The following is a 22,302-nucleotide window of genomic DNA, read 5'->3' as shown; positions in this document are numbered from 1 at the left end:
TTGTGAATTAGCATTATTTAGGTATTTTCCCAACCAATTTTTTTCTTATCTACTATCTTATGGCAGAATTACAAATCTTAAATCTTTTACTTGTTTTAATTGCAGCCTGGGTAGGTGGAATGGCGGCAAAACGTATAGGTTTTCCTCCTATTCTAGGTGAATTGTTAATTGGTATTTTACTTGGTCCAGCCTTATTGGGCATTTTAGAAACCTCGGAAGCCCTCAATACCTTAGCAGAAATAGGTATCCTCTTCTTGATGGCCTATATAGGGATGGAAATTAATTTTAAAGATTTAGGAAAAGCCTCTTGGGCAGGGTTACTAGCTGCCATTGGTGGCTTTGTAGTTCCGTTTGCGCTAGGTTACTATACTATAATAATTTTTGAAGGCACCCAGATTGCTGCCCTTTTTGTAGGTATTGCCGTAGGGGTTACTTCTTTAGCTACAAAAAGTAGAATTTTAGTAGATTTAAAATTGCTCGATACTAGGATAGCCTATGTGCTTATGGCAGGAGCATTGATATCCGACACCCTAGCCTTAGTAATTTTTGCTGGTATTATAGGTTTTGTAGATGTGGGAAGTGTAGACGCTGCCGGATTAACTTGGGTAGCAGGAAAAGCTATTCTATTTTTTGCTGCTGCAACCCTTATCGGTATCTATGGTTTTCCACTCCTAGGTAAATTGCTGTCTAAAGCAAAAAATATTAACCGTACTTTCCATTTCACTATAATGGTTATCATAGTTTTGGCCTTTTCAGAACTAGCAGAGCTTGCTGGTCTCCATGGTATTCTAGGGGCCTTTATGGCGGGTCTCTTTATTAGGGAAGGGGTGTTTTCTAGAAATGTTTTGAAAGATGTAACCCATGTGTTCCATGACATGTCCATTGGATTTTTGGCTCCTATTTTCTTTGTTACCGCTGGATTTCACGTTAGCTTAGAGGTTTTCCAAACAGATCTTGCTCTTTTAATATTGATTATTGCAGGAGCGGTGATTGGAAAGATTGTAGGGACCGCCTTATTTTATCTTCCTAGTGGCTATGGATGGCGAGAGGGCATCACCATAGGAACAGGTATGAATGGAAGAGGAGCAGTAGAAATTATCATAGCAGGTATAGGCCTCCAAATGGGAATTATCACTACAGAAATATTCTCCATATTGGTATTCATGGCCATTTCTACTACACTAACAGTTCCCTTATTCTTAACATGGACTACTAATTGGTTGCGAAAAAGAGGGGAATTGGTAAAACAAGACACAAGAAAAGGATACTTAATCCTTGGGGCCAACCCCTTAGGGCTTTATATCGCCAAACAACTTAAGGAACATCATGAGGTAGTCTTAATAGATTCTAATAAAGAGCTAATTCATGAAGCCAAGGAGCAGGGCGTAACAGCAATACACGGAAATGCCCTAAAGGAAGATACTTTTGAAATGGCCAATGCCATTGATAAAAACACCTTTATTGCGCTTACTGGGAATAGTGAGATCAATCTACTTGCCACCCAACTAGCAAATAATTCCTTTTATATCCCCAATAAAATTGTGTTGATGTCACCAGATGAAAACGCAGCAGGCGTAAACCTTCTAGATCCTATGGACGCTTCTTCTCTATTTGCCAATAAAACCGATATGGCCCCATGGGCATATAAAATATCGGCCAAGGAATTTAAGGAGAAGATAGAAACCGTGGAAAGCGATTGCACCACTAGGGAATGGGTAAAGGAACAAGGTAAAAATAAAGATATACTTCCCATATTAATTGTAGATGAAAACGGTCATAAACGACCCTTCCACTTTAAGGATAGTATCAGTGCTAATGAAAAGATTATTTACCTGGAATAGTAGATTTTACCGGAAATTTATTGTTATAAAATGTTAAAAAACCACTAATAAAATGGGGTTTTCAACAATATCCTTACTCCTTTTGTTAATTTGCACGGAATAAGCTTTTTCGATGAAACTATACCCCATAGAAACAGGAAATTTTAAGTTGGATGGTGGGGCCATGTTCGGGGTAGTTCCAAAATCAATATGGAACAGAACGAATCCGGCCGACGCCAATAACATGATTGATCTTACTGCCCGATGCCTTTTAATTGAAAATGGCGATCGATTAATTCTGATTGATAACGGAATGGGTAATAAGCAATCCGAAAAATTCTTTAGTTACTATTACCAATGGGGCGATCATTCCTTAGACCGATCACTTAAAAAATACGGCTTTCACAGAGATGATATTACCGATGTTTTTATGACCCACCTTCATTTTGACCATTGTGGGGGAAGCGTGCAATGGAACAAGGATAGAACAGCTTATGAACCCGCTTTTAAAAATGCTACTTTTTGGACCAATGAAGCACATTGGAATTGGGCAACCAAACCTAATTTCAGAGAAAAAGCATCGTTTTTAACCGAAAACCTGTTGCCTATGCAAGAAAGTGGGCAGTTGCGTTTTGTTAGTAGAAATGAAACCGATTTTATTAAAAAATCTGAACTCGATTTTGGAATTCTATTTGTAGACGGACATACCGAGAAACAGATGCTACCCCATATAACCTACCAAGGTAAAACCCTAGTTTTTGTTGCAGACCTGCTCCCTACCGTTGGTCATATTCCTCTTCCCTATGTTATGGGATACGACACCCGCCCCCTTTTAACGCTTTCCGAAAAAGCTCGTTTTTTGGAAACCGCCGTAAAAAATGACTACTACCTTTTTATGGAACACGACGCCCATAATGAAATCTGTACGCTACAGAACACAGAAAAAGGAGTCCGTTTAAAAGAAACACATAACTTTGACCATATTTTTGAATAATATGATCCGCCTAACCATTTTTACCATTACTTGCCTTTTTGTACTTACTAATTGTAATCCAATACAAAAACACAGTACTGATTTTACAGCAGAATATGTATTTACCAAAGGGATAGAAGGTCCTGCAGTAAATGCTAATGGAGATCTCTTTGCAGTTAATTTTGAGGAAGAAGGTACTATAGGAATCGTAGACCAAAATGGAAAGGGAAAAATATACCTAAGCTTACCTGAGGGGAGCATAGGAAACGGTATACGTTTTGACACACACGGAAATATGTTTATTGCAGATTATAAAGGGCATAAAGTATACCGGGTAAAAAAGGGAAGCAAAATACCTGAAGTTTGGGCACAAGATTCTACACTTAATCAGCCTAACGATTTAGCAATAGCCCCAAATAACACCATTTACCTTAGCGATCCTAATTGGAAAGAAGGAAGTGGTAGGATATGGATGATAGATCAGAATAGAAAAATACAACTTTTAGAAGATAAAATGGGAACTACCAACGGAATTGAGGTGAGTCCCGATGGTCGTAAACTATACGTGAACGAATCCATACAGCGTAAAGTCTGGGAATATAATATTAAAGAAGATGGCACCATAGACCAAAAAAAGGAGTTTATTTCTTTTGATGATTTTGGTATGGATGGGATGCGATGCGATATTAAGGGGAATTTATACATCACCCGATACGATAAAGGAACCGTGGTAGTAGTAGATAAAAGCGGAAAAATAATATCGGAAATTCAACTGAAAGGAAAAAAACCTTCCAATATTGCTTTTGGTGGCAAAGACGGTAAAACCTGCTTTGTAACCATGGCAGACCGTGGTAGTATAGAAACTTTTAGAGCGGAATATCCTGGTAGATCCTTCAATAAAAACTTATAAATTAACTTAACAACAGATGACGATGACATTTAACAAATCTATGTTGGCCATAATGGCCTCCTTTCTCCTTTTTGGTTGCGGTGGAACCGCCCTTGTTTCAACCCCAATTGAAAATATAGATACCCTACCTCTAAAAACCGCCGAACTAACGGAGGCCGAGAAAAAGAACTGGGGACATTTAGATCTGCTTACAGACACTATCCCAGGAATGAGCGTAGATAAGGCGTATACCGAAATTATTAAAGATAGAAAAGGAAAAACAGTAGTTGTAGCCGTATTAGATGCAGGGATGGATTTAACTCATGAGGATCTTAAAAATGTATTATGGGTAAACGAAAAAGAAATTCCTGGTAATAATATTGACGACGACAATAATGGTTATGTAGACGACATTCACGGCTATAACTTTTTAGGGGAATCCTATAATGAGCAGTTAGAGATGGCCAGAATTGTTGCCCTTAACCTAGGTGATGCAGCACTACAGGCAAGAGCAAAAGAGAACTTGGAAAAAGATTACAACAAGGCATTACAGAACAAACAGCGATATGAGCAAATCTATCAGGCTGTTAAAAATGCAGATTCTGAAGTAAAAGAATTATTAGGTAAGGATACTTATACCAAAGAAGACCTTGCTGCAATAAAGCCTGAAAACGAAGCGATGATGGGCAACGTGGGAATATTGACTCAAATGTTGACAATTAAGAGCTCTATTTCTGAAGTACTAAAAGATTTAAACAACGGTATAACTTATTTCTCAGACCAATTGAATTATAATCTAAACGTAGATTTTAACGGAAGAGAAATAGTAGGTGACGATCCTTATGATATTACCGATACCAACTACGGAGACGGAAATCCACAAAGCAGACTAGAAGATGAAAGTCACGGTACCCACGTAGCCGGAATTATTGGAGCAGAAAGAAATAACGGTAAAGGCGCTAACGGTGTTGCTAACAATGTAAAGTTAATGAGTATCCGTGCCGTACCTAACGGAGATGAATACGATAAGGATATTGCCTTAGGTATTAGATATGCTGTAGATAACGGTGCCAGAATTATCAATGGTAGTTTTGGAAAGGCATTTTCTCCAAATGCAGAATGGGTTTACGATGCTATTAAATACGCTGCGGAAAACGATGTGCTTTTTGTACATGCCGCAGGAAATTCTAGTCAAGACCTAGACGACCCAAAAAATCCTAACTTTCCTAACGACCAAATTAACAACGGTCCAGAAATAGCAGATAACGTTATTACTGTAGGAGCGTTAACCAGCAAATACGGGTCGGAAATGGTAGCTTCATTTTCTAACTATGGTGCAATAAATGTAGATGTTTTTGCTCCTGGTAGTGCTATTTATTCTACTATGCCAGGAAGTGAATATGATTTTCAAGGAGGTACTTCCATGGCAGCTCCTGCTGTAGCAGGGGTAGCAGCACTTATTATGTCTTACTATCCAGATTTATCCGCAGCACAGGTTAAGAAAATAATTATGCAGTCTGGTCTTTCTTCTAAATCGAAAGTAATAGTAGGAGGAGATGCTGATAAGTCTATGGACTTTAAAGATATTTCCAAATCCGGAAAAATGGTAAATGCATACAACGCCCTTATTATGGCTGAGGCTGTATCTAAAGGCAAATTAAAATTATAAGAATGATGAAGTATAGTAAAGGACTTTTAGTAGGTTTAATCGTTGCGCTCTGTGGACTAACCTCCTCATTAGAAGCGCAAGGAAATACCTCCTATTGGCAACAACATGTAGATTATACCATGGACGTATCCATGGATGTAAAAAATTATCAATTTACTGGAACTCAAAAATTGGTTTATACCAATAACTCTCCGGATGAATTAAGGCGAGTATACTACCATCTCTATTTTAACGCCTTTCAACCAGGGAGTGAAATGGATGTACGATTACAAAGTATTCCAGATCCAGACCGTAGGATGATGCACGAAGGAAAGAGTAGAATCGCTACCCTTAGTCAAGACGAGATTGGATACTTACGCGTATCCCAACTTAGTCAAGACGGACAAGCAGTTAACTATAAAGAAGAGGGAACTATTTTGGTAGTAGATCTAAATGAGCCTATCCCAGCAGGAGGAAAGGCTACTTTTGATATGACATTCACTGGACAAGTACCATTACAAATTAGAAGAAGCGGTAGAAATAGTAGTGAAGGTGTTGCACTCTCTATGAGCCAATGGTACCCTAAAATGGCAGAATACGATTTTGAAGGTTGGCATGCTACTCCCTATATAGGACGTGAGTTTCATGGGGTTTGGGGAGATTATGACGTAAAGATTACCATAGACAAAAAGTATACTGTTGGAGGTACCGGTTACCTACAAAATGCACAAGAAGTAGGACATGGTTATGAAACTCCTGGATCTAAGGTGAAAAGAGTAAAAGGAAAAACCCTAACCTGGCATTTTGTAGCCCCGAAAGTACATGATTTTATGTGGGCAGCTGATCCAGAATATATTCACGATATCGTGGAAATGGAAAACGGTCCTACCTTACATTTCCTATATAAAGATAACAAGGAGATTAAAGAAAACTGGAAAAACCTTCAGCCCAAAACAGTGGATGCGATGGAGTTTTTTAATAATAACCTAGGGGAATATCCTTATGATCAATACTCTGTTATCCAAGGTGGAGATGGTGGTATGGAATATGCCATGGGAACTCTTATTACGGGAGAAAGATCTTTTGGAAGCCTAGTAGGGGTAATGGTTCACGAGTTGGCACACTCTTGGTTTCAGCACGTATTGGCCACTAACGAGACCAAACACGAGTGGATGGATGAAGGATTTACTTCATTTATTTCTAGCTTGTGTATGAACTTAATAATGGATCAGAAAAAGGAAAATCCATTTGAAGGATCTTATAATAGCTATTATAGATTAATAGATGCTGGTAAAGAGCTACCACAGACTACACATGCCGATAGGTACGATCTTAATTTTTCCTATAGTGTAGCTGCCTATAGTAAAGGTGCAATTTTCTTATCTCAATTGGGATATATAATTGGACAGGATAAGCTTATGGAAACCCTGCGTAAATACTATGAGGATTTTAAATTTACTCATCCTACTCCAAACGATTTCATTAGGACAGCAGAAAAGGTATCCAACATGCAATTAAACTGGTACCTAACCGATTGGACGCAGACCACAAACACCATAGATTATGGTATTACGGAAGTAGTAGCAGTAGGAGATAAAACGAAAATCAGTTTAGAGCGTATAGGATCTATGCCTATGCCTATAGACCTTTTTGTAATCTATAATGATGGTACCCAAGAAACGTTGTACGCACCACTTAGGATGATGTATGGCGAGAAGGAGAATCCATATCCTAGCCTTAAAAGGACTGTATTGCCAAACTGGCCTTGGGCATACCCAAACTATAGTTTTGAGCTTAACAAGCCTTTAGATAGCATTAAAGCGATTGTTATAGATCCGTCCCAGTTAATGGCAGACATCAATTTTGAAAATAATTTCTGGCAGGCTACACAAGAAGCTGAATAGAATTATAACTAGTACCCATCACTTACATTGGGATGAATCCGTTTAAAGTGGTCTTAAAAGGCCTTTTTAAACGGATTTTTTATTTTGATACCACCATGTTCTTTGGTACATCTTATTATTCGCGGTGACTTCTCTACTGGTCATTAAAATTAGATTTTTATTGATAATTCTATTCCGATATCCCAACAGATGAAAAATAGGCTTTGCTAAAAATCTTGCAGTTCTCTTATTTACTAATATGGTTCCCTTTTTTCTATCTGCCCATGAAAGTCCGGGTAAAATTGGGAGTAAGGCAGGCATTTTTATTTTTCGTAATAAAGCGGATAACCATAATACCGGCAGGGGAATTTTACGAATCAGAAAAAAACCATCCTCTCCCTGATTTTGGTATAATGGCATAAAAATCCTAGATTTTTTTTGTGCCAAAATTGGTTCATTATTATGATCAGCCAAAGCTTTGCCTTTTTTTACAATGTCAAAACTCTTAAATCCGGGTGCCATAGCAAATTGATCTCTAGAACCAATGGGATGCCTGTAAATAATATCAAAAAAGCGATTATAATTCTTACCAGAATTTTTAAGACGAAAATAATAATCTTTAAAACTAGTAACCTCAACTCTTTTAAGAACTTCTCCATAAACAAGGGCTATCCACATAAAAGCAATACTATTCTCTACAGCTTCTTTTTCTGTATGCTGACCAGATTCAAAACCAATAGAAAGAAAGCCTAGTTGATTCATATAACTAAGTAGGGGCCCCTCTAGATACTCTTCTATTCCTAAAATTATAGGGACAGGAAAAAGCCTAGCAAATTTCCTATTAATCATAGCATCGTTTATAGTAATAAAAGGCAATGTTTTACTAGAAGTAGTATGAAAATCAATAAAATAAAAAGGTCCTGATTGGGTTTCAAGGATAGTATTTAACAGTTGGTATAATGACAACAACTCCTTGTCTTCGTTATATAGTTGTTCTTCTTTCTTCCCTTTAATTTTTTCAATCTTATCAACGGTCCATAATCGATTAAGATCATAATCTAGAAATCTTTTCCCCGCTAAAAGTGCCAAAACATTACCTCGTATTCCATAAATGTTACCATTTACGGAAATTTCTTTTTCCTTAATGATATGGATAACCTCCTCTATTGCATTTTCTCCAGAAGGCTCATTACCGTGAATGCCTCCAAAGAAAACCATAGTGGGACCATTTTTACTTCCTTTTAAATGTCCTATAATCCGGCTATCCTCCATTAAGGTCATAAGTCTTTAGATGTAATAATACCAACCAATTTTTTTCCATGAACCACAGGTAAACAATTTATTCCTTCTACCCTCATTAATTCTCTTGCAAGGTCTATACTATCGAATTCGGTTATGGTAATAAGTTCGGTTTTCATATAGTCTAATAGCTGTCCCTCAAATTTGTCGGGATTCTTTAAATACGCTTTAAGATCGGTCCAAGTTAGTAAGCCCACTAAATCCAATTCGTCATTTAATATCGGTACATGATGAATGTTTTTCCACTGCATCATCTTAAAAACTAACTCTACACTATCACTATCCTGTGCGGTAATGGTTCGTACACTCATACTATGGTAAACCTTCCTATTATCTTTATCTATTAAGGACGCATCTCCTCGTGGTAATTGCCATGCATCTATAGAATACCCTTTTTGTTGACCCTCATGCATTTTCGCTGTTAAAAGGGTTAGGGCATCTGGAATTTTAAAATCTTTTCTTAGTTTTCTATAACTTAGAATAGTCCATCTTGAACCATTGGAAGAGGCAATCCTTTTTTCAATAATCTTTAAATAATGCTCAACATCTTTTGCTAATACCCCCATACTATACAATCCTTTAAAGGCCATTGGTAATAAGTAGTCTAATAGCAATTTCTGGCTGGGAATAAGTTTTCCATCCCAATAAAATTGTGTAGCCATCCCGTACCTAGCTGCATTAAAAAAATTACTCTTTGCATCCTTAAAATCCATCTTGGTATGAATGGCATTATATTCTTTAGGTCTTCCCATCATTATACCTACCCAAAGCATCATATTAGCAATTTCATCCTCCGTAGTAGGACCTGATGGAAGATACCTGTTTTCAATTCTAATATGAGGTTTTCCATTGGTAATGCCATAACAGATTCGGTTCCATGTATACACTGTACCATTATGAAGAGACAATGCCTTTAGCTTAGGTGTTTTTACCTGTTTTAATTCCTTTACACTATCTGTTGCTACATTGGTAAAGAGAAGACTTCTAAAACCGGATATAGAATCTTTAAAGTAATCTACCACGGTACCATTTGCCCATTTATTTCCAAAATTTACCCTAGATTCACTTTCATTCAATAAGAAATTACTAGCTCTTGTATCCATACTTTGGGTAAATAGAGCTATTCTTGTTTCTTCCCACAATTCCCTTCCAAAAAGCATGGGGGAGTTAGTACAAATAGATAGAATAGGCCCTGCTATGGCCTGGGACCAATTATAAGCATCTTCAAAATCGTATGGGTCTATTTGTAGGTGGGTTTGAAAACTGGTATTACAGCCTTCATACAAAACAGAATCGTGGCGAATATTTAACTCATCTACCCCTTTAATGTGAAACTCCAAATCAATATTTCTTGTTTCCTTAACAATCTCATTCAAAATCTTGTAACGAGAAAGTGGAGTCATATATTCAATATCTAGATGCCTCTTTGTAATGGTCGGTAATATTCCGCATAGAATAATCTTAGTAGCATATTTCTCTGAAGCATCTTTTGCTATTGCCAATAAATCATCTAGCTGCGAGTGCATATTTGAAAAACAATTTCCCGATAATGGGATTGGATCCAAATTAATCTCTAGATTATAAAGAGCCAATTCACTAGTAAAATGAGGGTCATTTATACTTGCAAGAATTTCCATTGCTTTATTGGAAGGTTGCCATAATTCATCAACCAAACAAAACTCCTGTTCGGCACCAATCCTAATCGGACTCTGCTCAAACATCTTCTTATCCAATATATGTTGCAAGGCTGTTATGTCTGCTAACAACTGTTTAACATACTTTGTTTTATTAGGATTATTTCTCAATTTTTCTACCTGCAATTGTCCCATAACACCTTATCTATAATTAGTTTAAAAAATATTAACTAAGATAAATGCTAAGGGATTTTTTAACTATGATGATTGTCATATCCATTATCTGTCGATTTTATTTCTACTTTTACGGCAGTATGTCATATAAATTCCCAACAAAAGAAAAGCTAAAGAGCAAAAAACTAATTGATAAGTTATTTGCCGAGGGTAGATCCATTACCCAATATCCTATAAGATTAGTCTACCTACAAATTAAATTTGAAGATGATACAAAATGTAAGGTAGGGGTAACCGCTTCTAAAAGAAATTTTAAGAGTGCAGTAAAAAGAAATCGTATAAAAAGATTGATGCGAGAAGGATATAGACTAAATAAACACCTCATATTTAACAACAACGAAAACCAATTTGCGTTTATGTTTTTATATCTTGGAAAAGAGATGCCTACTCAACCAAAAATATCAACCACTATGATCCGGTTGATGAAAAAGTTTGCAACGGAAAATAGTAATAGAGATATAAAAGAATAAAGTAGAAATACTATACATTACCGATTAGGGTTTTAAAGAGTGTATAAAGATATACAATCCTAAATACCATTTAGGAAGTATTCCAATTAAAAACATTAAATAGCTACCTATGAAAAGGACATTATTAAAGCGAGTGCTTATTCCCGTAATTGCCATTGCTTTTTTAATTGCAGGAAGTAGTTTTAAAGGCGATTTCTTTGAAATTGCTAAACAGATCGAAATTTTCACCACACTATTCAAAGAATTGAATATGAATTATGTGGATGAAACCAATCCAGCAGAGTTAATGGATACCGCCATTAAGAACATGCTAGAAGAATTAGATCCTTATACCAAATTCCTTAACGAACAAGATGTAGAAACCTTTAAAATAAATAATCAAGGTAAATATTCTGGAATAGGAGCCGTGGTCCGTAGTTTTAAGGATAAAATACTTATTGTAGAACCTTATGAAAATTACCCAGCAGATAAAGCGGGCCTAAAGGCGGGAGATGAAATTATTAAGATTGGGGATATTACTGTTTCCCAAATTCAGGATAACGCAGATGAGCTGCTAAAGGGAGCTAACAACACCACTGTAGAGGTTACCTATCTAAGACAAGGGCAGACCAAGACTACCACCATTAATAGGGAAGCTATTGAGGTAGATGCCGTACCTTTTTATAAGATGATTAATGAGAATACTGGGTATATTGTCTTGTCTAAATTCAATCAAAAAGCAACAAAACAAACCAAGGAAGCACTATTAGACCTTAAGAACAAGGGAGCTAACAATATAGTTTTGGATTTACGGGATAATCCTGGAGGGTTGTTAACCGAAGCTATTAATATAACCAACCTATTTATTCCTAAAGGAGAACTTGTGGTAACCACCAAATCCAAGGTGAAAAAATTTAATAGGGAATACAAAACCACTAATCAGCCCGTTGATACAGAAATACCCTTAGTAGTTTTAGTAAATGGGAGAAGTGCCTCTGCTAGTGAAATAGTATCGGGAAGTTTACAAGATTTAGACCGAGCAGTAATCGTTGGTGCTAGGAGTTTTGGAAAAGGCTTAGTACAACGTCCTTTAAAACTAACCTATGGTACCCAATTAAAAGTTACCATTTCTAGATATTATACGGCCTCGGGAAGATGTATCCAAGCTTTGGATTATTGGAACAGAGATGAAGATGGTAATGCACTAAAAAACACAAAATTTCAGGATTTTACCACCAAAAACGGAAGAAAGGTTCAGGATGGTGGAGGGGTTTTACCAGATATAGAAATTGCCACCTCCAAAACAAATGCCCTTACCCAATCCCTGATTAACAATCATCTGATTTTTGATTTTGCAACGGATTATTTTTACAAAAATAATTTTGAGAAAGTCTCCAATTTTAATTTTGATGAAAGTGAATATGCAAATTTTAAAACCTATGTTGGCAATAGTAATTTTGAGTTTGAAACCAAGGCAGAGAAGGCACTAAAGGAAGTGATGGCGAGCGAAGAAAGCAGTTTGTATAGCTCGCAGGTAACCGATAATTATAAATCTCTTTTAATGGCTATGAACAAGGATAAGACCGCTGCATTAGAAAAGTATAAAAAGGAGATACAAAAGAATTTAGAAGACGAAATCCTTAAAAGATACTTCTATAGAAACGGACTTTATGAATATCACTTACTCAATGATGAAGCAATCCTAACTGCAACGGCATTATTAAAGGATGATTCAAAATACAAGGAAATATTAGGGTACTAAACTTTATATAATTATAGGCTGATCTATATTTTAAAATACACCTTTTTCTTATCCAGAAAATAGGTGATATACCAAAACATAAATAAGACGAAGAGGGAATTAATAACTAATATTAAAACGGTATCTACACCCATTGGAGCTAAAATACCTTTAGTAAAAATAAGTCCAAAATCCCTAAACCATTGGGAACCTACTGTTTCTGCAAACAAATAGATAAATATAGAATTGGTCCCTACTACGGAAAATATGCGTAGCCATTTATGGTTATGCCCCTTAATATCTATCCACCAATAGAATAGGGCCAGGGTAAGTAATGCCCATCCGCCCGAAGCCAAGGTAAAGGAATTAGTAGCTATACGTTTAATAATTGGGGTAACTCCCGTTATATCTAAACCATAACCTAAAACCAATAGAATACCTCCCCATAATAATAGTGGATTTAATTTCTCTTTAATCGGTTTTCCAGAAAGCAATAATTGCCCACAAAGTACCCCCATAATAGTATGTACCGCAGTAGGAAGAAAATTAATAGTTACCCAGCCACCACCACTTAATTTACCCATCAATAACATATCTACCCACGATCCAAAATTGCTACCCATTACATAGGGGTCTTGTGGATTATAAGCTCTGTATACTATTTCGGTAAGTAGTAAAATTCCAAAGCAAATAAAAATCTGAGTCCGGTGGGGCAAGGACATAATGGAATAAGCAATGGCAATAGTAAATGCTAATTGTACCAATACATTCCACAGTTCCCAAACTAAGGCGCGACTATATACACAATGCAATAGAACCCCAAATGTAAACAACAGTAAACATCGCTTAATAATATGCGTATTTACCTCTTTTTTTGATTGTGTTGCCAGTCGTTTTCTTAAGGAAAAAGGCATGGCAACCCCAACTATAAACATAAAGTAAGGTTGAATTAAATCCCAGAAACGAAGTCCATTCCATGGATGGTGATGCAGCTGTTGAGCAAGAGGGTCTAAAAATTTATTACCTGATACCAATTCTACAAAACTCCCATGAAAGCCAGCTGCTTCAGCAATCAATAAAAACATAATAAGTCCACGAAATACGTCTAAAGAAAATAAACGTTGGGTAACAGAAGGTACGGTTTTGCTCATTTTAAGGTGATAAAGTTGGTTTGCTATACTATCTTATGAGAAATAGTATAAAATCTAGGTTTGGTTAATAAAACAATCTCCGTAGCTGTCTATAGACATGGAAAAAAATATACAATTTAGTAATTATAAGTGCAGTACCAAATAGACCCTATCCAAAGATAAAGCACTAGTTTGATGAAACTTTCTTAAATAGACTTACTTTTCTTAATTTGCAGGAAGATGAGTCAATTTGTTAATGTAAGAATTGGGTAATGTGGAAATGTAACAATGTTAATTTGAAGATTGGCTGATTTGGAAATGTAACAATGATCGATTTGAAGATTGGCTGATTTGGAAATATGTTAATGTAGCAATTGGCAATTGGATTAATGTAGCAATTGGGTAATGTGGAGATGTAACAATGTTAATTTGAAGATTTGTTGATTTGGAAATGTGTTAATGTAACAATGGTTAATTTGAAGATTAGCTGATTTGGTAATGTGAAAATGTAGCAATGTTAATTTGAAGATTTGCTGATTTGGAAATGTGGAAATATAACAATGATCAATTGGGTTGATGTAACAATTGATATTAATAAGGAACAACTAAAACTGAAGAATGAAAAAATTAAAAACATTGGTAGTAGGCTGTGGTAATATGGGAATTTCCCATGCTAGGGCTTACCATAAACTGCCGGATTTTGAAATAGTGGGCCTTGTAAGTAGAAGTCCCGAAAGCAGGGAAAAGCTATCCAAGGAATTGGGCGGATATCCTACATTTGCGGAATTTAAATCTGCTCTGGAGCAAACCAAACCAGATGTGGTATCTATAAACACTTATCCTGATACCCATGCGCAATATGCAAAAATGAGTTTAGAAGCAGGTGCCCATGTCTTTGTAGAAAAACCGTTGGCATTAACCGTAGAAGAAGCTCAGGAACTGGTAGATTTAGCAATTGAGAAAAAAAGAAAAATGGTAGTTGGATATATTCTTAGAGTACACCCTTCCTGGACCAAGTTTGTAGATGTTGCACGTGGTTTAGGAAAACCTTTGGTTATGAGAATGAACCTTAATCAACAAAGTTCCGGAGACCATTGGTATACGCATAAGCAGTTAATGAACTCCATGTCGCCCATAGTAGACTGTGGTGTCCATTATGTAGATATTATGTGTCTTATGACCCAATCTAAGCCTATTAGCGTAAGCGCCATAGGAGCTCGTTTAAGCGAGGAAATAGATTCTGAAATGTATAATTATGGTCAACTACAAGTACGGTTTCAGGATGGCTCTATAGGCTGGTACGAGGCAGGATGGGGTCCTATGATGAGTGAAACCGCATTCTTTGTAAAAGATGTTATTGGCCCAAAAGGAGCTGTTTCTATTATAGATGAAGATAAAGGGGAGTCCCAAGATATAGATGGGCATAGCAAAACTAATAGTCTAAAATTACATTATAGCGAATTAGATGCTGCAGGTAAATTTTCAAAGAAAGATGAAAGGATACCCACCGAAGACGAGCCCGATCATGATGGCTTATGTCTTTTGGAACAAGAGTATTTATTAAAAGCTATTAAAGAAGATTTAGACCTTACAGATCATTTAAACGATGCCGTAAACAGTTTAAAAATTGTATTGGCAGCGGACGAATCGGTGCGTACAGGAAAAACCGTTCTTTTGTAGGACAGCGTACTTCTGCACTCCTTTTACAATCTAAGGGATTCTAAATAAATCCTGTGATTTTTGCGAATAAAAAAGGCCTCATTACATTTCTGATAAAAAGAATGTAATGAGGCCTTAATTTTACTCTAATGGACTAATCTTTAAAGACTGGTGTTTTTGCTAATTCTATCAATCCGTCCATAGGTTCTTTAAGATACCTATTAGAGCGTAAATATCGGTTAAGGTTATATTCATCAAAATTGTCGGCCTCTTTATCCACACTACTAATATGAACCCTGCCTGCTGAATGTATAAATTCATTATTCCCAATCCACATCCCCACATGAACAACTCTTTCTTTTGAAGTCTCCGTTGCCGGCTTTCCAAAAAATAGTAAATCACCTGGTTGTAGTTGATCAAAATCCTTATCCTTATCTACCGTAACCCCCGTATGTATCTGCTGAGATGCATCTCTAGGTAACACCATTCCATTTAAGAAATAGATGGTTTTTGTAAAACCACTACAATCTACCCCTTTAGTTGAGGTTCCACCCCAAAGATAAGGTACGCCCATTAAGGTCATAGAGGTGTTCACTAAAGACTCTTGGGAAGGATCTAATGCGGCTAACCAAGCATCGTAATCCTGTGCTTCATCTTTATGTATAAAAGCCATTCTTCCATCTGGAAATCTAACCTTATAAAAATTACTTTCTTCCCCTAATACTTCCAATATTCCACCGGCTACCATATCAGAAACCACTTGTGAATTTTGATCTGGAGTAGAAAAAGCCTGACCCATAGTTTTTGTGAAAATCACTTTATTGGTCGCTTTCCACTTTAAAAAATCTTCTTTAGAAAAACTAGATATTCCCCCAGCGTCTACCCAAGACAGATAACGATCTGGAGTTTGTATTAAATACCAAGTCCCATCAGCCTTAAGGATTTCTACAGGAGTTCCTAAAGTGGCTTGGGTAACCAATTCTGAAGAATGAGAAGGTTTTCCTCGTAAATTAGCCACAGAAATTTTTATAAGCCCATAAGTCTTCCCCTCTAATTCAGTAGAAGGTAATAAGGTGATACTATCGGTGTAGGAAATATTATTTTGGTTTAATTTTTCCTTTAATGCATTAACAGCATCAGGAAGGTTACTTTCTCCCTTAATTACCGTTTTAGAACCCTCAGAAACCAAATCTAAATCTAACAAGGCTACTCGTTTATCTGGGGCAAATTCCTGTTTTGTTTCCTCTACAAGTTTATTTAAAACCTCATTACCCTTATTTTCTTCACTAAGACAAGAAGTTACCAATGCTAAACAACATACTGCTATAAATCCTTTCCAATACCGTCGCATAAAATTTTGTTTTAAGTAGGGATCTGTATTAATGCTAGGTCCTGATAACTAATTCTGCATCAGAACAAATCCCAATTTATCTATGTTTTGAATTTAACTTGGAAAAATAGAAAATTTTATCCAGTAAAAGGAATGGATCTATCTAAAATTGTAGTTACCAATGCGCCCTAAATAAGTCTGTGGATATTTAAAAAAATAAGAATATTTTACTAACTTACAATGTTTCAATTATTTAGGTATGATTTGAGGTTGTAAAATTGAAAAAAGAATCATATTTTGACATTCTAAGTGGTTTTTTGTTAAAAATCTATTAAATACAACTATGCAGATAGATAAATTTTGTTATATATAAAATAATACATTAATTTTCCATCATGACACAAATTGAAAATTCTGAAATCCCTAAAACCGACAACCCTGAAAATGAAGCCTTTATAAAAAAATCGGTTTCCCATTTAGAAGCACATGGTTTTGAAAATATCAAAGCAGATATTGAAGGCTACGATCGACCAAAATCATACCTTAAAAAAGGTAGTGATACTAAAATTACTCCAAATATAGTTGCCTTAAAAAATGGTAGAAAATATTATTTTGAAATCAGTTTAAAATCCGAAAGACCGTTGATGCTTAAATCAAAATGGTTGTTCTTAGATACTTTAAGCCGAATGAGATCTAATAAGTTCAAAATAATTACCACTAAAGGACATTATAAGTTTACCGATAATATGTTAGAAGATATTAATCTTTCGGATAAAGTTCCTATCAAAATTTAAATTTATCACAAACTATATAAACTAAAAAAACACCGAATTATCGGTGTTTTTTTAGTTTATGGTCGAGTTTATTAACGCTTATCATTTTTTAATCATGAGGATATGAGGAATACCATCTTCCAAATATTCCTTGCCCTGTTGTACAAACCCAAGAGAATTATAAAACTTAAGTAAATAGGTTTGAGCAGAAATACGAATGGGAACATTACCATAGCTATCAAGAATTACCTTTATAGAAGCTTCCATTATCTCTTTTCCATAACCAAACTTACGTTCCTTTTTTCTTACTATTACTCTACCAATACTGGCTTCCTTGTATAATACTTCTGGAGTAAAAATACGAGTGTAAGCTACTAATTTCCCATTCTTTATCCCTAATATATGTACTGCTAAGGTATCTTTACCATCCAAATCTTGGTAGACACAATTCTGCTCTACGACAAAAACCTCTGAACGTAATTGAAGAATATCATACAATTCCTGCGTTCCTAATTCATTAAAATTTCTTACTTCTATTGTCATTACTGATGGTATAAATAGCCAATTGCCCCTAAAGGGAAGAAGGTCTCTTCTATGACCAAGAATTGAATTATTTAAGAACAAGTAGGAATTTTTTCTATACGTTTTATATGTCGTCCACCTTCAAAAGGGGTGTTTAAAAATGTTTTCACCATATCTAAAGCTTGAGGCAAGGATATATATCTCGCTGGTAAACTTAAAATATTCGCATTATTGTGTTCCCTAGCTAATTTTACAATTTCTGAGTTCCAACATAAAGCAGCTCTGATTTGTTGGTGTTTATTAGCCGTCATACAAGCACCATTACCACTCCCACAAATAATAATACCTAGATTTGCTTTTCCGTTATCCACATCACTGGCCACTGGATGGATAAAATCTGCATAATCTACACTTTCGGAATCATCGGTACCATAATTTATGACTTCTAGATTCATAGATTTTAAAAGTTCAACAATCGCAAACTTATATTCCGTACCCGCATGATCATTACCAACGGCTATTTTCATCATTCAAAGTTAATTTTAGATTAAATAATAATTAAATCGTTTATTACTACCTATATGGAAGTATACAAATGTACAAATACCTATGGTTTCACAACGTTTTCAAGGTTGTTAACAACATAATTTTAGAAAAAACGTAAAAGCGTTGTTATTTAGAGGTTTAATAAATTGCCTTGATTGTTGATAAACTACCGACAAAAAGTAACTTTTAAATTTTCAAAATCCAATCTAATTTTACATTACAACAATTTATAGAAGATTGCTAATTTACTTTTCAAATATCATCAAAAGATATTAAACATAAAATCGGAGTAATTAACAGTAATTTTACTTTTACTTATCACTAATTTCATGTTCACATAGGTTATCAATAGTTGTTAATAACTACATCAACTAATTGATTTATACAATAATCAATAGTCCATAAGTTGTAGATAAACTTCTAAATCTATTCAGAGCAAGTATAAAGTGAAAAATTTATCTCCCCTATTAACACACTATCATAACAATCATTTTATTTTAAATTTTTAAAAAAAGAAACATATATATATTATAACTGTTGATAACAACAATTTTCAACTTATAAAATGGAATTGAATACAGATGGATATAAATTTGTAATTTTCCAAAAATTAAAGTATTAATGTCAAAAAGTAAGAAGAAGACTAATAATCATAGAAAAAACGAAATAACTAAAGGAATATTTACGGTTCTAGAAAAGGAACCTCAGAAATCCTTTAATTATAAGCAAATAGCTGCTAAGATTGGTATAACAGACGCTAAAGATAGAAACGATCTTATAAAGCGTTTAGTACAATTAAAGGAAAAAAGAAGGATCCAGGAAGAAGAAAAAGGGAAGTATAAGGCTATTGCTAGTACTAAAACCTACCATATAGGGAAGGTAGATATTACTGGAAGAGGTAATGCGTATATAGTAGTGGAAGGTATAGACGACGATGTTTTTGTGCCTTTTAATAAATTAAAGAAAGCCTTTCATAAGGATGAAGTAGAAGTTTATATTTTTCCAAAGAGAAAAGGAAAAAAATTAGAAGGGGAGATAACAAAAGTACGCTCTCGTTTTAAAACTTCATTTGTTGGAATTGTAGACAATCAAAAAGATTTTGCCTTTGTTCGTCCAACAGATTATAGAATGTATACTGATTTCTACGTTCCTAAAGATAAGTTGTCTACGGCTACAGATGGGGATAAGGTTATTGTGGAAATTGTAGAATGGCCAGATGATGCCGATTCTCCTGTAGGAAAAATTATTCAAGTATTAGGTAAACCAGGGGAACACGATACTGAAATTCATTCCATTTTGGCGGAGTACGGACTTCCTCACGAATTTCCGGTAGAAGTAGAAATGTTTGCTAATAAGTTAGATACGTCTATAAAAAATGAGGAAATAGCAAAAAGAAGGGACATGCGTAACGACCTTACTTTTACTATTGATCCAAAGGATGCTAAGGATTTTGATGACGCGCTTTCCTTTACTGTTCTAGAAAATGGAAATTATGAAATAGGAATTCATATTGCTGATGTTTCCCACTATTTAGCTCCAGACACCGTATTAGATGATGAAGCATATAACAGGGCAACGTCTGTTTATTTGGTAGACAGAGTGGTTCCAATGTTACCAGAAGTTTTATCTAATAATGCCTGTTCTCTAAGACCTAACGAAGAAAAATATACTTTTTCTGCCGTTTTTGAATTGGATGATAAAGCTAAAATTAAGAAAGAATGGTTTGGTAGAACGGTTATTGAATCTAACGAAAGATTTTCTTATGAAGAAGCCCAACATATCATAGAAACCCAAGAAGGGAATATAAGTAAAGAGATATCAATTAGGGATGAAGCCTATACGGTAGATGATGAAGTTGTACAGGCTACGCTGACCATGGATAGACTAGCCAAAATTATGCGCTCTGAACGAATGGAGAAAGGTGCTATATCTTTTGATAAGGTAGAAGTTCGTTTTAACTTAAATGAAAATAATGAACCTGAAGGAGTCTACTTTAAGGAATCTAAGGATGCCAATAAATTAATTGAAGAATTTATGTTATTGGCCAATAGGAGGGTAGCCCAATTTATAGGAAAACAAAAACCAGAAAAAACATTTGTTTACCGAGTTCACCCAGAGCCAGATGAAGATAAATTAATGGCCTTAAACGGAATAATTTCACGTTTTGGACATAGACTTAACTTTAAGAATAAAAGTACCATTAGCAGTTCCCTAAATCAACTTTTAGAGGACGTTAAAGGTAAAAAAGAGCAAAACTTGGTAGATACCTTAGCCATTCGAAGTATGAATAAGGCTATTTATACGGTAGAAAATATTGGGCATTACGGGCTAGCATTTGATTATTATACCCATTTTACCTCACCAATTAGAAGATATCCGGATATTATGGTGCACAGATTATTACAGCACTATTTAGATGGGGGGACTTCTGCTAAGGAAGCGGTTTACGAGGAAAAATGTAAACACTCTTCTAATATGGAAGGATTGGCTGCCAATGCCGAAAGGGATTCTATAAAATATATGCAGATTAAATTTATGGAAGACCATAAGGATCGTGAATTTATAGGAGTTATTTCTGGTGTTACTGAATGGGGCCTTTATGTAGAAATTATAGAAAACAAATGTGAAGGAATGATCAGAATTAGGGATATTAAGGATGATTATTATACATTTGATGAAAAGGAATACGCTATTGTAGGCCAAAAAACCAACAATAAGTATCAATTAGGAGACGAGGTAATCGTTATGGTAAAAAGTACCGACCTAGTAAAACGCCATTTGGATTTTTCATTATTAGGGAAAAAGAAATAGCGATGCGTTTTGGAATGAATTTTGTTTAAACTACTATTGTGTTGAGCGGATATCCCTATTGTAAAATTAGGGATTGTTGCTGCTAAATTCAATACTAGACTAGATGTCAGATTCCTTAAGCTTGCTTAAGGTCATGGTGAGGAAAATATAAATAACAAACCGACTTAAAGCGTCGGAACATTCTAATCTCACTTTGTGAGTAAAGACAAATGTTTTTATAGTGAGGGTATTATTTTCCTTGCTATAAAAACAATAGCTTTTAACAAATGAAACATAAAATATCCATAATACTGTTCTGTCTAATCGTTATACTACCCGCTTGGGGACAAAACGAAAAGTTAGTTCAGGAACTTAGTACTTTTAAGGAGGTTAAAGCCTTTGATGGCTTGTCTGTTAACCTTATTAGATCTAACCAAAACAAGGCCGTAATAACCGGTGCTAACACTAAAAATGTAGTTATTGTTAATAACGAAGGAGTTCTTAAGATACGGATGGAACTTAATAAATTGTTTAGTGGCTACAGAACCTTTGTAGATTTGTTTTATTCAGAAGATTTGTTAGTAATAGATACCAACGAGGATGCTAGGATTACCTCTAAAGAAGCTATAAAACAAAAGATATTAGAGCTTAAAGCCCAAGAGGGAGGAGAGTTGGTTATTAAGGCTGAAGTAGAACAGCTATTAATAAAAAGCGTTATGGGGGGAATGATTACCGCATCAGGTAGATCTCATAATCAAGATGTTCAAATAAACACTGGTGGTATTTATAATGGGAAAGAATTTAAAACTAAATTCAGCACCGTTAATGTAAACGCTGGTTCAAGAGCCGAAATATTTGCTACAGATTACGTTCAAGCTAGTGTAAAAGCAGGTGGAGAAGTTTTGGTTTATGGCAAGCCGGCAAGAATGGAAGAAAAAACAATCTTTGGTGGTAAAATCACCAAAATGAAATAGGATTGTTT

Annotated in this window: 17 protein-coding genes; 11 read left to right on the top strand and 6 right to left on the bottom strand. The window is 35.2% G+C overall.

What is annotated here, in order from left to right:
- The first annotated feature begins 59 nt into the window (after positions 1-59).
- From H344_RS19570 to H344_RS0101950, 5 genes are all read left to right on the top strand, one after another.
- Entirely contained in the window at positions 60-1,841 is a 1,782-nt protein-coding gene (locus H344_RS19570) for a monovalent cation:proton antiporter family protein (RefSeq protein ID WP_051254023.1), read from the top strand.
- A gap of 112 nt (positions 1,842-1,953) precedes the next feature.
- Positions 1,954-2,814, top strand: a complete 861-nt coding sequence (locus H344_RS0101965; protein ID WP_026808748.1) for an MBL fold metallo-hydrolase — start codon at positions 1,954-1,956, stop codon at positions 2,812-2,814.
- On the top strand, positions 2,795-3,703 hold the full coding sequence (locus H344_RS0101960; protein ID WP_240484932.1) for an SMP-30/gluconolactonase/LRE family protein: 909 nt from the start codon (positions 2,795-2,797) through the stop codon (positions 3,701-3,703). Before H344_RS0101965 ends, H344_RS0101960 begins: the two co-directional genes overlap by 20 nt.
- A 16-nt stretch (positions 3,704-3,719) precedes the next feature.
- Complete coding sequence (locus H344_RS0101955) at positions 3,720-5,351, top strand: S8 family peptidase (protein WP_026808746.1); 1,632 nt, start codon at positions 3,720-3,722, stop codon at positions 5,349-5,351.
- 2 nt (positions 5,352-5,353) lie between these two features.
- Positions 5,354-7,234, top strand: a complete 1,881-nt coding sequence (locus H344_RS0101950) for a M1 family metallopeptidase (RefSeq protein ID WP_026808745.1) — start codon at positions 5,354-5,356, stop codon at positions 7,232-7,234.
- A gap of 66 nt (positions 7,235-7,300) precedes the next feature.
- Here the strand turns inward: H344_RS0101950 and H344_RS0101945 are convergent, their stop codons facing one another.
- Together H344_RS0101945 and H344_RS0101940 are read right to left on the bottom strand one after the other, a co-directional pair.
- On the bottom strand, positions 7,301-8,485 hold the full coding sequence (locus H344_RS0101945) for a succinylglutamate desuccinylase/aspartoacylase family protein (RefSeq protein ID WP_240484931.1): 1,185 nt from the start codon (positions 8,483-8,485) through the stop codon (positions 7,301-7,303).
- Between the two features lie 5 nt (positions 8,486-8,490).
- Positions 8,491-10,341 carry a CBS domain-containing protein gene (locus H344_RS0101940; RefSeq protein ID WP_026808743.1) on the bottom strand — a complete coding sequence of 617 codons (1,851 nt, stop codon included), beginning with the start codon at positions 10,339-10,341 and terminating at the stop codon, positions 8,491-8,493.
- A gap of 119 nt (positions 10,342-10,460) precedes the next feature.
- Here H344_RS0101940 and rnpA point away from each other — a divergent pair, with 119 nt between their 5' ends.
- The gene (gene rnpA / locus H344_RS0101935; protein ID WP_026808742.1) at positions 10,461-10,850 is read left to right on the top strand and encodes a ribonuclease P protein component; all 390 of its coding nucleotides are present in this window, start codon (positions 10,461-10,463) and stop codon (positions 10,848-10,850) included.
- A 109-nt stretch (positions 10,851-10,959) separates the two neighbouring features.
- Entirely contained in the window at positions 10,960-12,591 is a 1,632-nt protein-coding gene (locus H344_RS0101930; RefSeq protein ID WP_026808741.1) for a S41 family peptidase, read from the top strand.
- Between the two features lie 23 nt (positions 12,592-12,614).
- Here the strand turns inward: H344_RS0101930 and H344_RS0101925 are convergent, their stop codons facing one another.
- Positions 12,615-13,721: an acyltransferase family protein gene (locus H344_RS0101925; protein WP_026808740.1), complete on the bottom strand. Its 1,107-nt coding sequence runs from the start codon at positions 13,719-13,721 to the stop codon at positions 12,615-12,617.
- A gap of 597 nt (positions 13,722-14,318) precedes the next feature.
- On the opposite strand from H344_RS0101925, the gene H344_RS0101920 reads away from it, so the two are divergent.
- The gene (locus H344_RS0101920; protein ID WP_026808739.1) at positions 14,319-15,380 is read left to right on the top strand and encodes a Gfo/Idh/MocA family protein; all 1,062 of its coding nucleotides are present in this window, start codon (positions 14,319-14,321) and stop codon (positions 15,378-15,380) included.
- Between the two features lie 133 nt (positions 15,381-15,513).
- Here the strand turns inward: H344_RS0101920 and H344_RS0101915 are convergent, their stop codons facing one another.
- A complete protein-coding gene (locus H344_RS0101915; RefSeq protein WP_034256020.1) occupies positions 15,514-16,710 on the bottom strand; it encodes an SH3 domain-containing C40 family peptidase in 1,197 nt (398 codons plus the stop codon).
- Positions 16,711-17,084: 374 nt separating this feature from the next.
- On the opposite strand from H344_RS0101915, the gene H344_RS0101910 reads away from it, so the two are divergent.
- The gene (locus H344_RS0101910) at positions 17,085-17,483 is read left to right on the top strand and encodes a hypothetical protein (protein WP_051254021.1); all 399 of its coding nucleotides are present in this window, start codon (positions 17,085-17,087) and stop codon (positions 17,481-17,483) included.
- Between the two features lie 81 nt (positions 17,484-17,564).
- On the opposite strand, the gene H344_RS0101905 is transcribed toward H344_RS0101910, so the two are convergent.
- Positions 17,565-18,005 carry a GNAT family N-acetyltransferase gene (locus H344_RS0101905; protein WP_026808736.1) on the bottom strand — a complete coding sequence of 147 codons (441 nt, stop codon included), beginning with the start codon at positions 18,003-18,005 and terminating at the stop codon, positions 17,565-17,567.
- Positions 18,006-18,076: 71 nt separating this feature from the next.
- On the bottom strand, positions 18,077-18,511 hold the full coding sequence (rpiB, locus tag H344_RS0101900; protein WP_026808735.1) for a ribose 5-phosphate isomerase B: 435 nt from the start codon (positions 18,509-18,511) through the stop codon (positions 18,077-18,079).
- Positions 18,512-19,151: 640 nt separating this feature from the next.
- On the opposite strand from rpiB, the gene rnr reads away from it, so the two are divergent.
- Both rnr and H344_RS0101890 read left to right on the top strand, forming a co-directional pair.
- Positions 19,152-21,341, top strand: a complete 2,190-nt coding sequence (gene rnr, locus H344_RS0101895) for a ribonuclease R (RefSeq protein ID WP_026808734.1) — start codon at positions 19,152-19,154, stop codon at positions 21,339-21,341.
- A 266-nt stretch (positions 21,342-21,607) separates the two neighbouring features.
- Complete coding sequence (locus H344_RS0101890) at positions 21,608-22,294, top strand: head GIN domain-containing protein (RefSeq protein ID WP_026808733.1); 687 nt, start codon at positions 21,608-21,610, stop codon at positions 22,292-22,294.
- Positions 22,295-22,302: the final 8 nt, after the last annotated feature.

It is taken from the genome of Arenibacter latericius DSM 15913, from assembly GCF_000424985.1.
Lineage (GTDB): Bacteria > Bacteroidota > Bacteroidia > Flavobacteriales > Flavobacteriaceae > Arenibacter > Arenibacter latericius.
The sequence above is the reverse complement of the archived record's forward strand: the minus strand, read 5'-3'. Positions and strand labels throughout refer to the sequence as shown.

Coding starts and splice junctions, on each gene's coding strand:
- H344_RS19570 (WP_051254023.1), top strand. CDS start 60: ATGGCAGAATTACAAATCTTAAATCTTTTACTTGTTTTAATTGCAGCC.
- H344_RS0101965 (WP_026808748.1), top strand. CDS start 1,954: ATGAAACTATACCCCATAGAAACAGGAAATTTTAAGTTGGATGGTGGG.
- H344_RS0101955 (WP_026808746.1), top strand. CDS start 3,720: ATGACGATGACATTTAACAAATCTATGTTGGCCATAATGGCCTCCTTT.
- H344_RS0101950 (WP_026808745.1), top strand. CDS start 5,354: ATGATGAAGTATAGTAAAGGACTTTTAGTAGGTTTAATCGTTGCGCTC.
- H344_RS0101945 (WP_240484931.1), bottom strand. CDS start 8,485: ATGGAGGATAGCCGGATTATAGGACATTTAAAAGGAAGTAAAAATGGT.
- H344_RS0101940 (WP_026808743.1), bottom strand. CDS start 10,341: ATGGGACAATTGCAGGTAGAAAAATTGAGAAATAATCCTAATAAAACA.
- rnpA (WP_026808742.1), top strand. CDS start 10,461: ATGTCATATAAATTCCCAACAAAAGAAAAGCTAAAGAGCAAAAAACTA.
- H344_RS0101930 (WP_026808741.1), top strand. CDS start 10,960: ATGAAAAGGACATTATTAAAGCGAGTGCTTATTCCCGTAATTGCCATT.
- H344_RS0101925 (WP_026808740.1), bottom strand. CDS start 13,721: ATGAGCAAAACCGTACCTTCTGTTACCCAACGTTTATTTTCTTTAGAC.
- H344_RS0101920 (WP_026808739.1), top strand. CDS start 14,319: ATGAAAAAATTAAAAACATTGGTAGTAGGCTGTGGTAATATGGGAATT.
- H344_RS0101915 (WP_034256020.1), bottom strand. CDS start 16,710: ATGCGACGGTATTGGAAAGGATTTATAGCAGTATGTTGTTTAGCATTG.
- H344_RS0101910 (WP_051254021.1), top strand. CDS start 17,085: ATGACACAAATTGAAAATTCTGAAATCCCTAAAACCGACAACCCTGAA.
- H344_RS0101905 (WP_026808736.1), bottom strand. CDS start 18,005: ATGACAATAGAAGTAAGAAATTTTAATGAATTAGGAACGCAGGAATTG.
- rpiB (WP_026808735.1), bottom strand. CDS start 18,511: ATGAAAATAGCCGTTGGTAATGATCATGCGGGTACGGAATATAAGTTT.
- rnr (WP_026808734.1), top strand. CDS start 19,152: ATGTCAAAAAGTAAGAAGAAGACTAATAATCATAGAAAAAACGAAATA.
- H344_RS0101890 (WP_026808733.1), top strand. CDS start 21,608: ATGAAACATAAAATATCCATAATACTGTTCTGTCTAATCGTTATACTA.